Annotated in this window: 8 protein-coding genes; 2 read left to right on the top strand and 6 right to left on the bottom strand. The window is 71.4% G+C overall.

Annotation, left to right across the window (positions count from 1 at the left end; all coding sequences use genetic code 11):
- Positions 1-192: 192 nt before the first annotated feature.
- The 4 genes from ABT122_RS32250 to ABT122_RS32235 all read right to left on the bottom strand — a co-directional run bounded on the left by ABT122_RS32250 (position 193) and on the right by ABT122_RS32235 (position 4,782).
- On the bottom strand, positions 193-1,191 hold the full coding sequence (locus ABT122_RS32250; protein WP_351559500.1) for an NUDIX domain-containing protein: 999 nt from the start codon (positions 1,189-1,191) through the stop codon (positions 193-195).
- Positions 1,192-1,391: 200 nt separating this feature from the next.
- Complete coding sequence (locus tag ABT122_RS32245; RefSeq protein ID WP_351559498.1) at positions 1,392-2,327, bottom strand: carbohydrate ABC transporter permease; 936 nt, start codon at positions 2,325-2,327, stop codon at positions 1,392-1,394.
- On the bottom strand, positions 2,324-3,418 hold the full coding sequence (locus ABT122_RS32240) for a carbohydrate ABC transporter permease (RefSeq protein ID WP_351559504.1): 1,095 nt from the start codon (positions 3,416-3,418) through the stop codon (positions 2,324-2,326). The genes ABT122_RS32245 and ABT122_RS32240 overlap by 4 nt, the downstream gene beginning before the upstream one ends.
- 68 nt (positions 3,419-3,486) lie before the next feature.
- Complete coding sequence (locus ABT122_RS32235; protein WP_351559502.1) at positions 3,487-4,782, bottom strand: ABC transporter substrate-binding protein; 1,296 nt, start codon at positions 4,780-4,782, stop codon at positions 3,487-3,489.
- 269 nt (positions 4,783-5,051) lie between these two features.
- Between ABT122_RS32235 and ABT122_RS32230 the strand changes: the two genes are divergently transcribed.
- Complete coding sequence (locus ABT122_RS32230; RefSeq protein ID WP_351559496.1) at positions 5,052-7,097, top strand: NPCBM/NEW2 domain-containing protein; 2,046 nt, start codon at positions 5,052-5,054, stop codon at positions 7,095-7,097.
- 219 nt (positions 7,098-7,316) lie between these two features.
- Here ABT122_RS32230 and ABT122_RS32225 read toward each other — a convergent pair whose 3' ends face one another.
- Entirely contained in the window at positions 7,317-8,282 is a 966-nt protein-coding gene (locus tag ABT122_RS32225) for an ROK family protein (protein WP_351559495.1), read from the bottom strand.
- A 215-nt stretch (positions 8,283-8,497) separates the two neighbouring features.
- On the opposite strand from ABT122_RS32225, the gene ABT122_RS32220 reads away from it, so the two are divergent.
- Entirely contained in the window at positions 8,498-9,484 is a 987-nt protein-coding gene (locus ABT122_RS32220; protein WP_351559493.1) for a LacI family DNA-binding transcriptional regulator, read from the top strand.
- Between the two features lie 45 nt (positions 9,485-9,529).
- Here ABT122_RS32220 and ABT122_RS32215 read toward each other — a convergent pair whose 3' ends face one another.
- Positions 9,530-10,861, bottom strand: coding sequence for a DUF6986 family protein (locus ABT122_RS32215; protein WP_351559491.1), 1,332 nt, complete (start codon positions 10,859-10,861; stop codon positions 9,530-9,532).
- Positions 10,862-11,063: the final 202 nt, after the last annotated feature.

Here is an 11,063-nt window from a genome sequence, read left to right as displayed (position 1 = left end):
GGGGCCCCGCGGACCCGGCCCGGGTCTTTCTGTCGGCGGGGGGCGGGGGCCCCCCCCCCCCCCCCACCGCGCCTCGCCGCGCTGTCGTCCGTCGCCGACGCTCCGCGTGGGCTCCCTCCTCCGCCTCGCGATCCACGGCACCGGACCCCGCTCACCGATCCGGCCCGATCCGAGAGAAACTCCCCAGGCCCGTCAGTAGGGCACCCCGCCCTCCAGATAGAGGGCCGTGCCGCGCTCCCGGGCGCGCAGGGCCCAGCGGAGGCGTTCGTACCGCAGCGGGGGCAGCAGCCGCTGGGCCTCCTGTTCGTCCACGAAGCGCCAGCCGCGCAGTTCGGCGCCGGGCAGCAGGACCCGTCCCGCCTCGTCGCCGTCGAGCCGTCCGCCGTCGAAGAGCAGCCGCAGGCCGCCGTATCCGGGGGGCCGGGGCGGTTCCCAGTCGGCGACCAGCAGCCGGGGAACCCGGTCGAGTTCGATGCCGAGTTCCTCCGCGACCTCGCGCATGCCGGCGCGCGCGGGTGGTTCGCCCTGTTCGACGACTCCGCCGGGGAACTCCCACCCCGGCTTGTAGGTGGGATCGACGAGGAGCACCCGGTCCTCCTCGTCGAAGAGGAGCACGCCGGCCGCGAGGGTCTCGGTGGTCGGCTCGGGGGTCTGCACGATCTCGCAGACGCCGGCCTCCCCGCTGGTGACCGCCTCGGCGATCCGGTGCGCGGCCTGCCGGGGGTCGAGCGCGGTGGTGTCGATGACGAGGGCGTCGGCGGTGATCCACTCCAGCGCGGTGAGGTAGGACTCGACACGGTCGTGCGCCCACTGCTCGCCGCGAGCCCCCGCCCGGCTGCGCAGGATCGTTTCATCCGGTCGCAGCAGCACCTGGCGCACCGGAATCCTCCGGGCGGCGAGCCCACCGAATATCTCGTCCCGGTACTCCTGGCGCAACAGGGTCATCGGCACCACCAGCACCCCGCCCACCTCCGCGAGCAGCGCGGCCGCGGTGTCCACCACGAGCCGCCGCCAGATCGGCAGGTCCTGGTAGTCGCTCACCTCGGCGAGTCTCTTGGGCGGCAGCAGCAGACGGAGCCCGTCGCCGGTGTCCGCGGGGTCGTACAGGGTGCTGTTGGGGACAAGGTCGATCAGTTCCAGCGCGGTGGCCGACTTGCCCGCTCCGTACGCCCCGTTTATCCAGACGATCACGGTTCCCCCTCTTCCCTAGGCCACTGTGGATTGCCCGGAACACCCTGCCACGGAAACCCGCGGAGGGGCCGGGGGACCTGTCGGGCGGGGCGGGAGAGGGGGACGCGGCAGGGCCCGCCCGGGGTGCCGGGCGGGCCCTGCCGCGTGTGGCGTACGGCGTGTGGCACACGGCGTGCCGCGGGTGCGGCGCCCGCGGTGGATCAGCCCTTGGTGGAGCCGAGGGTGAGACCGGCGATGAAGTGGCGCTGGAGGAGCAGGAAGACGATCAGGGTCGGCAGTGCCACGATCACCGAGCCGGCGGCGAGCAAATTATAGTCCGTGAAGAACTGGCCCCGGAGGTTGTTGAGCGCCGAGGTGACGGGCAGTTTGTCGCCGTCGGAGATGAAGACGAGCGCCCAGAGGAAGTCGTTGTACATCCAGGTGAACTGGAGGGTGCCCAGGGCCGCGAGGGCGGGGCGGCAGAGCGGCAGGGTGATGCGCCAGTACTGGGTCCAGACTCCCGCGCCGTCGACGATGGCGGCCTCCAGGATCTCCTGGGGCAGGGTGCGCATGAAGTTGGCGAGGACGAAGACGCAGAACCCGATCTGGAATCCGATCTGCACCGAGAGAACGGCCCAGTAGGAGTCGTACACGGTCATGGAGTCCGACATCCAGTACGGCAGCGGGACGCGGTTGAACACCACGTACAGCGGGGTGACGATGACCTGCTGGGGCAGAAGGTTGCCGGCCGTGAAGAGCATCAGCAGCACCATCGATCCGCGCATCCGCAGCCGGGCGACGGCGAAGGCCACGAAGGAGGCGAGGAAGAGGGTGATCAGCACCCCGGGCACCGCGATGATCATGGTGTTGACGAAGTACTTCGTCATGCCCGATTCGCTGAAGGCCCGTTGGTAGTAGTCGAGGGAGAGCTCGCGGGGCAGGGAGAAGTACCCGTGCTCGGAGGTCTCCTCGTAGGGCCGCAGCGAGGCGTACACCGCGAGCAGCAGCGGCGCGAGAAACGCCAGGGAGACCGTCATCAGGAAGGCGTGCACCCCGACGCGTCCGGGGCGGATGCGGAGCACTCGGCGCGGCCGGGCGGCCGGAGCCGGGGTCCGGCCGGGCGGGATGGTGGGTGTGGTCGTGGCCGGGGCGGTCATCGTTCCCGCTCCCCCCTCAGTTCCTGGACCAGGAAGGTGACGACGAATCCCAGCGAGAACACCAGCAGCACCACCGCGATGGCGGAGCCGAATCCGATGCGGCTGGCCTCACCGATGATGTTGTCGGTGACGAGGACGGAGAGCAGTTCGAGGCCGTTTCTGCCCTTGTTGACGGCGTAGACGATGTCGAAGGCGCGGAGCGCCTCGATCACGGTGATCACCCCGACGATGACATTGACGGGACGCAGCGTCGGCAGGATCACCCGGAAGAAGGTCTGGGCCTCGCTCGCGCCGTCGATGGCCGCTGCCTCCTTCAGCGAGGGGTCGACGGCCTTGAGCCCGGCGAGGAAGAGGATCATCACATAGCCGGTGTGCCGCCAGGCGGCGGCCAGCAGGATCATCCAGATGTTGAGGTCGGGGTCGCCGAGCCAGTCGGTGGGTTCGGCGGTGTTCCCGATGATGGCGTTGAGGGCGCCCTGGTCGCGGGAGAAGATCAGCTGGGCGATGAAGCCGACGACGGCGAGCGAGAGCACCACCGGCATGTAGAGCGTGGACTGGTAGAAGCGGCTGAACCGCACGCCCCGGTCGATGAGGACGGCGAGCAGCAGTCCGAAGGGGGTGGCGACCAGTGCCAGAAAGGCCAGCCAGAGGAGGTTGTGTCCGGCGGCGGGCCAGAAGGCCGGATAGGCGGTGAAGAGGTTCCGGTAGTTCTCGGTGCCGGCCCAGGAGATGTCGCCGATGCCGTCCCAGTGGGTGAAGGAGAGCCCGACGGAGGCGAGGGTGGGCCCCCAGATGATGGCGATGTCCAGCAGGACCGGTATCCCGAGCAGTACGCCGATGACGGCGAGGTCGCGGCGGGTGAACCGGCGCGGGCCCCGGCGCGCGGCGCGGTGGCGCGGAGCGCGCTGTGCGGTACGCGCTCCGCGGTGTCCCGCCTCGGCGCGGGCGGCGGAGGGCTCCGTGCGGCCCTCCGGAGGGTCCGGCCGGCGGCCGGGGGGTCGCGGGCGGCGGCCCGGGGGGTCCGGGGGCCGGCCCGGGGGTTTCGGCCGGGGGTCCGGGGGCCCGCCCCCGGGAGTTCGCAGCAGCGGCACGGGTGGTGACTCCAAGTCGGTAGCGTCCGGGGCCGGCTCGGAGTCCGGGCCCGGCTTCGGTTCGGGGGTCAGGAGTCGGCGGCGAAGATGGTCTTCTTCTGCCGCTCGATTCCCTTCACCAGCCCGTCGACGTCCTTGGGGTCGTTGATGAAGTTCTGGATGGCCGGAATCATCACGGTCGAGGAGAAGTCGGGCCTGGTGTCCCGGTCCAGGAACTGCGATATCTGCCGGGCGCCGGAGACGAGCGTGACGGCCTTCTTCTGGAGTTCGGTGTACCGGGAGGTGTCGGCCCGGTCGCTGACGGCGATGTTGTTGGGGTCGCCGGCGAGGTAGATGTCCTCGGCCTCCCCGGTCGCCAGCCAGCTGAGCAGGGCCTTGGCGCTCTCCATGGTCTTGTCGTTCGTGAGGTTCTTGGACTTCTTGGCCATCAGGAAGCCGTCGATGGGCGCCTCGACGGCGTCCTGGCGGTGCTCCGGGTTGATCTCCGGGAACGGGAAGAAGTCGATATCGGCCTGCTCGGCCTCGGGGAACTGGGCGCCGGGGTGGGGCAGTCCGAAGACCGCCATGCCCGTCTCCCGCTTCTGGAGGCTGGTGGCGGCCTCCTGCCAGGTACGGCCGTTGGCCCCGGGCTGGCAGTAGGGCAGCAGACCGCGCCAGGTGTCGAAGACGCTCTTCACCCGGTTGTCGGTCCACGCCTCCTCGCCGGCCATCAGATTCTTGTGGAACTCATAGCCGTTGCTGCGCATATTGATGTAGTCGAAGGTGCCCATCGCGGGCCAGCCGTCCTTGTCGCAGAAGGCGATGGGGATGAGCTTGTCCTTCTTCATCTGCCGGGCGAGGGCGATGTACTGATCGAGCGTCCGGGGCGCGGTGTATCCGAACTTCTGGAAGACGCTCTTCCGGTGGAAGACCGCCCACGGATAGTAGTAGTACGGAGTGAGGTACTGCTTGCCGTCGTCTCCGGTCGACTGGGCCCTGAGGGCGTCGGAGAAGCCCTCGTACCGCTCCCAGATGTCGCTGACGTCGTGCAGCAGTCCCTTTTTGGCGAAGAACTGCATGCGGTAGCCGGCGAACCACATGAAGATGTCGTCCGGCTTCCCCTGGAGATAGCGGTTGATGTTCTCCTGGAAGGTGTTGTGGTCAACGGTGTTGACCTTGATCTTCCGACCGCCCTCGGCCTGCTTCTCATAGGCGGCGAAGGCATCGGCGAACGCCTTCTTCGGCACCGGGTCGGACGAGTTGGACCCGATGGTCACGGTCCTGCCGTCACCACCGGGTCCGCTGCCGCAGGCGGAGAGCAGGGAGGGCAGCGTGACCGCCCCCGCACCCGCCGCCCCGCCGCGTAACAGACTCCGCCGTGACATCCGATGTCCCGCCACGCTTCCGGGTGCTGCCGTGCCGCTGTACGAAGTCTGTGCCACGTCCCCTCCTTCGGGGGTGCAACCCAACACAACTCAACGCGAGGATTGGATCTCACCCCTAGAGAACCGTGTAGTCAAGGGGTCGTGCACGACATCGGCCAACCGTTACCGCACCTCTTCCAACAGACTCGAACACGCTCTACCGTAAACGCTCGTCATCGATACGCACACACCGTCCCCCCGGACCCCGTCAGCACGGAGGAAGGGTCACGATGCGTTACCCGCCCACCCCCACTGCGCGCCGCAGAGTCGTCGGAGCGCTGACCGCCGCGTTACTCGGCACGGCGGGGCTCACCGCCCCCGCCGTCGCCGCTCCGGACCCGGACCGGGCCACCCCGGCGCCGGCCGCGCCCGCCGCTCCCCGGGCCGAGGAGCCACTCGCCCTGACACCGCCCATGGGGTTCAACAACTGGAACTCCACGCACTGCCGGGCGGATTTCAACGAGGACATGGTCAAAGGGATCGCCGATATCTTCGTCGAGAGAGGCCTCAAGGACGCGGGCTACACCTATGTCAACCTCGACGACTGCTGGGCACTGCCGCAGCGGAACGCCGAGGGCAAACTGGTGCCCGACCCGGTCCGCTTCCCCAACGGCATCAAGGCCGTCGCCGACTATGTGCACTCCAAAGGGCTGAAATTCGGCATCTACACCAGCGCCGGGACGAAGACCTGCAACAGGGCGGGATTCCCGGGTGCGCTCGGCCATGAGTACAGCGACGCACAGCAGTTCGCCGACTGGGGTGTGGACTACCTCAAGTACGACAACTGCAATAACCAGGGTGTGGACGCGAAACTGCGCTACACGACCATGCGGGACGCGCTGCGCGCGACCGGCCGGCCCATCGTGTACAGCCTCTGCGAATGGGGCCAGAACAAGCCCTGGGAATGGGCCAAGGACGTCGGCCAGCTCTGGCGCACCACGGGTGACATCAGCGACAACTGGGGCTCCATGTTGTCGATCATGAAAAGGAATCTGCCGCTGGCGCAGTACGCCGGGCCGGGCCACTGGAACGACCCCGACATGCTGGAGGTCGGCAACGGCGGGATGACCGACACCGAGTACCGCACCCACTTCTCCATGTGGTCGATCATGGCGGCGCCCCTGCTGATCGGCGCCGATCTGCGCAAAGTCCCCGAGTCGGCCTTCGAGATCCTCGGGAACCGCGAGGTCATCGCGGTCAACCAGGACCGCCTCGGCAAGCAGGGCACGGTGCTCTCGTCCGAGGGCGGCCGATGGGTGGTGGCCAGGGAACTCGGGGACGGCAGCCGCGCGGTGGCGCTCTTCAACGAGAGCAACCGCCCCCAGCGGATCTCCACCACCGCCGAGGCCGCCGGACTGCCGAGGGCGGGCGCCTACAAGGTGCGCGATCTCTGGCAGCGCACCAGTGCCAACACGGCGGGGACCCTCTCCGCGACGGTGCCCGCGCACGGCACCGTGCTGCTGCGGGTCTCCACGGACCGCGCGTGGCCGCTGCTGCCGCCGGCCGTCGAGGTGAGCGCGGACGAGAACGTGACGGTGGAGTCCGGCACCACCGAGAAGGTCGTCTCGGCCTTCACCAACCTGGGCCGCACACCGGCGCTGGCGGCCTCGGTCTCCGTGACCGGGCCCGAGGGCTGGCGGGTCCGCGCCGCTTCCAGGACCACGGCTCCCCTGCTGACCACCGGCGGGAAGCTGTCCACGGGGTGGGAGGTGACGGTCCCCGAGGGGACGGCCACCGGGTCGTACGGACTGACCGTGAAGGCCGCCTACCGCACCCTGACCGGAAAGCGGCTGACCGCCTCCGTACCCGCGAGTGTGAGCGTGGTCGCGCCCCCGCCCGCGGGGGACTCGTACCTCAGCGACCTCGGCTGGCTCAGCTCGGTCAACGGGTTCGGCCCGGTGGAGAAGGACCGCAGCAACGGTGAGAGCAAGGCGGGTGACGGCAACCCGATCACCATCGGGGGCCAGGTCTTCGCCAAGGGCCTGGGCGTCCACGCGTCGAGCACCGTCGAGTACTACACGGGCGCCCGGTGCAGCCGGGTGACGGCGCAGGTCGGGGTGGACGACGAGAAGGGGGCCCGGGGCACGGTCGCCTTCGAGGTCTGGGCCGACGCGAAGAAGGTGGCCTCGACGGGTGTACTGACCAACGCGATGACCGCTCAGCCGATCTCGGCGGATGTCGGCGGGGCGAAGGTCGTACGCCTGGTGGTCACGGACGGCGGGGACGGGATCGATTCCGACCACGCCGACTGGGCTGATCTGAAGATCGTCTGCTGAGGGGCCCGGGGAGCCCGCCGCACGGGCTCCCCGGGGCACAATCCCGGGCCGGGCCGGGCCGAGCCGGGCCGGGTCGGGCCGAGCCGGGCCGGGTCGGGCCGAGCCGGGCCGGGCCGGGCCGGGTCCGATCCCGGTCCGGCCGGTCCCGGTCCGGCCGGGTCCGGAAGGCGGGCCCGGGGCCACCGCGCACCAGGCACCAGGCACCGGTCACCGGCCGTCTCAGGGCCGGATCGGGATCGCGGCCGCCGGCTCGTCGCGCCTCCCCGGCGAGGCGGCGGCCGCAGCACCCAACAGACCCGCGTCCGCGCCGGTCAGGGCGGGTACGACGGTCAGCCGCCGCACAAAGGAGAGCGTGGCGTAGTCGCGCAGCGAGCGGCGCAGCGGCGCGAAGAGCACCTCGCCGGCGCCCGCCACTCCCCCGCCGATCACCGCCCGCTCGATCTCCACCAGAGCGGCGGTCGCGGCGATCCCGGCGGCGAGCGCCTGGGCGGCCCGTGCGAAGGAGGCCACGGCGACGGGGTCCCCTGCGCCCGCGGCGGCGGCCACCGCGGCGGCCGAGGTGTCGCCGTCCGGCCCCGGCAGCCAGCCGCCCGCCAGGGCCCGCCGCGCGATGTTGGGCCCACTGGCGATCCGCTCCACACAGCCGCGCCCGCCGCACGGACACGGGTCCCCGTCCAGATCGACGCTGATGTGCCCGATGTGGCCCGCGTTCCCGGTCGGTCCGGGGTGGGGACGGCCGCCGATCACCAGCCCGCCGCCGACACCCGTGGAGACCACCATGCACAGGGCGTTCGCACAGCCGCGCGCCGCGCCCTGCCAGTGCTCGGCGGCGGTCATCGCGACCCCGTCGCCCACCAGCACGGCCGGCAGCCCGCCGACCGCCCGGCGGACCCGGGAGACCAGGGGGAAATCGCGCCAGCAGGGGACGTTGACCGGGCTGACCGTGCCCGTCGAGGCGTCCACCGGGCCCGCGCTGGCGACGCCGACCGCGGAGGCACGGCGCCACAGCGGTGACGCGCCCAGGTCCGCGAGCACCGACTCCACGGCCCCCATCACCGTCTCGGCGTCCTCCCGCGCCGGCGTGGGGCGCTGGGAGCGCAGACATATCCGGCCGTCACGGTCGACCAGCGCGCCCGCGATCTTGGTTCCGCCGATGTCCAGCGCGGCGACGAGGTCGTTGTGCATTGGTATGGAATCCCCCGGTGAACTGTTCCAACCCGCAGCTACGGGAACGGACTTCCTGCCCCTGACAACGTTATCCAGGTCCTATGCTCATCGCTACACATTCGCATACACACCGTACGACGACAGGACTACGCACTGTGGCCGATACCGAACGTTCTCCGCATGCACTCGGACGGCCCCGGAGGTCGGAGTCCCGCTACGGCAATCGGCCCACCATGAAGGACGTCGCGGCGCGTGCGGGAGTCGGTCTGAAGACCGTCTCACGGGTGGTCAACGGGGAGCCCGGCGTCACCCCGGACACGGAGCGCCGGGTGCAGGAGGCGATAGAGTCCCTCGGCTTCCGCCGCAACGACAGCGCGCGGGTGCTGCGCAAGGGCCGCACCGCCTCCATAGGACTGGTGCTGGAGGACCTCGCCGATCCCTTCTACGGGCCGCTGAGCCGAGCGGTGGAGGAGGTCGCCCGGGCCCACGGCGCCCTCCTCATCAACGGGTCGAGCGCCGAGGACCCGGAGCGCGAACAGGAGTTGGCCCTGGCGCTGTGCGCGCGCCGGGTGGACGGGCTGATCGTGATCCCGGCCGGCCACGACCACCGCTATCTGGAACCGGAGATCAAGGCGGGTGTCGCGACGGTCTTCGTGGACCGCCCGGCGGGGCGGATCGACGCGGACACCGTGCTCTCCGACAGCTACGGCGGCGCCCGTTCGGGCGTGGCCCATCTGATCGCCCACGGCCACCGCCGGATCGGGTTCATCGGCGACCAGCCGCGCATCCACACGGCGGTCGAGCGGCTGCGCGGCTACCGCGCGGCCATGGCGGACGCGGGTCTCGGCGTCCGCGCGTCCTGGGTGTCGCTGGGCTCGACCGCCCCGGAGCGGGTGGACGCCGCGGTACGGGAGATGCTGGACGGCCCCGAGCCGGTGACCGCGGTCTTCGCGGGGAACAACCGGGTGACGGTGACGGCGGTCCGGGTGCTCGCGGAGCGGCCGGACCGGGTCGCCCTGGTCGGCTTCGACGACATCGAACTCGCCGACCTCCTGGGGATCACGGTGATCGCCCAGGACGCGGCGGCGCTGGGGCGCACGGCGGCGGAGCGGCTGTTCCGCCGGCTCGACGGGGTGGAGGGGGAGCCGTCCCGGGTGACGCTGGAGACGGTCCTGATCCCCCGGGGCTCGGGGGAGACGGCTCCGCCCGGGACGCCCTGAGCCGTCTCTTCCGGAGCTTGCCGGGCTCGCGAGCCCTGGCACCGCTCACCGATCCGGCCCGCCCCCGAAGGAGACTCCCCGGGCGGCGAACTCCGCCAGCCCGGCCCGGGTCAGACCGGTGAGCCGGGTGACCTCGGCGGTGTCCAGGGCGCCGCAGTCGATGCCGCGCAGCAGTTGCCCGCTGAGCGCGCGGGCGGTGGCGGGTTCGTCCAGGACGGCGCCCCCGGTGCGGGCCGCGTAGGCGGCGAGCCGGGCCGCCGCCTCCTCCAGGCCCTCGCGGTGGAAGGCGAACACGGCGGCGCAGCGGGCCGGCAGTTGCCCGGGGTGCAGGTCCCATCCCTGGTAGTAGGCGCGGGCCAGGGCCCGGCGGACCAGTCCGTAGTGCAGCCGCCAGGCGCGGTGCACCTGCTCGGTGGGGCCGGTGGGCAGCACATGGGTCGATCCGTCGCTCAGCCGTACGCCGGTTCCGGCCGCGGCCACCTGCATCACGGCCTTGGCGTGGTCGGCGGCCGGGTGGTCGCTCGACTGGTGGGCGGCGCTGACGCCGAGAGCGGCGCTGTAGTCGAAGGTGCCGTAGTGGAGTCCGGTGACCCGCCGGCCCCCTGCGGCGATCAGCCGGGCGACGGTGGCGGTGCCGTCGGCGGCGAGCACGGACTGGCTGGTCTCGATCTGGAGCTCGAAGCCGATCCGGCCCGCCTCCAGGCCCTGGGCGCCCTCGAAGGCTTCGAGTACCCGGGCGAAGGCGGTGACCTGCTCGGGGGCGCTGACCTTGGGCAGGGTGAGCCGGAGCCCGCCGGGCAGTCCGCCGGCCGTCATCAGCCCGGTGAGGAAGATGTCCAGGGTCCGGATCGCCCGTGCGCGCGTGCCCGCTTCCAGGCACTTGGTCCGGATGCCCATGTACGGGGCGGCCGTGCCGTTCCGGTACGCCCCGGCGACCAGCCGGGCGGCGCGGGCGGCGTCCTCGTCCTCCTGGGCGCCGGTCCGGCCCCGGTATCCGTCCTCGAAGTCGATCCGGAGGTCCTCCACCGGCTCCCGGGCCAGCTTGGCCCGTACGCGCGCGTGGACCGGGTCCGCCAGTTCGTCCGGGAGTCCGAGCACGGCGGCGAAGGAGGCCGCGTCCGGGGCGTGTTCGTCGAGTGCGGCGAGAGCGCGGTCGCCCCAGGACCTGACGGTGCCGGCCGCGAAGGCGTCGCCCGGCACATAGACCGTGTGGACGGGCTGGCGGGTCCCGGGGTCCCCGGGGTAGCGGCGGGCGAGTTCGGCGTCGACGGGTGCCAGCAGGGCGTCGATCTCCGTGCCGACCCCGGCGGGGATGCTGGTGGCGGGCCGCTCCCGCCGGTCCGTGCCCCGCCGGTCCGCCTCCTGTTGGTCCGTCACCGTGCCACCCTCCCGGTTTCCGCCCATCGGAATCGCCGATCCGCCCGGCGAAAGCTAAGGGCCGGTCATGATCCGCGTCAATGGTCCGGGAGGGGGCCTGGCGTGGGGGGTCAGTTCTTGCGGGTGGTGATGTCGTCGGTGAGCTGGGGAACGACGGTGAAGAGATCACCGACGACGCCGTAGTCGGCGAGGTCGAAGATCG

This window comes from Streptomyces sp. NPDC001985 (assembly GCF_040296845.1).
GTDB lineage: Bacteria > Actinomycetota > Actinomycetes > Streptomycetales > Streptomycetaceae > Streptomyces.
This window is presented reverse-complemented; position numbering and strand designations above follow the sequence as displayed.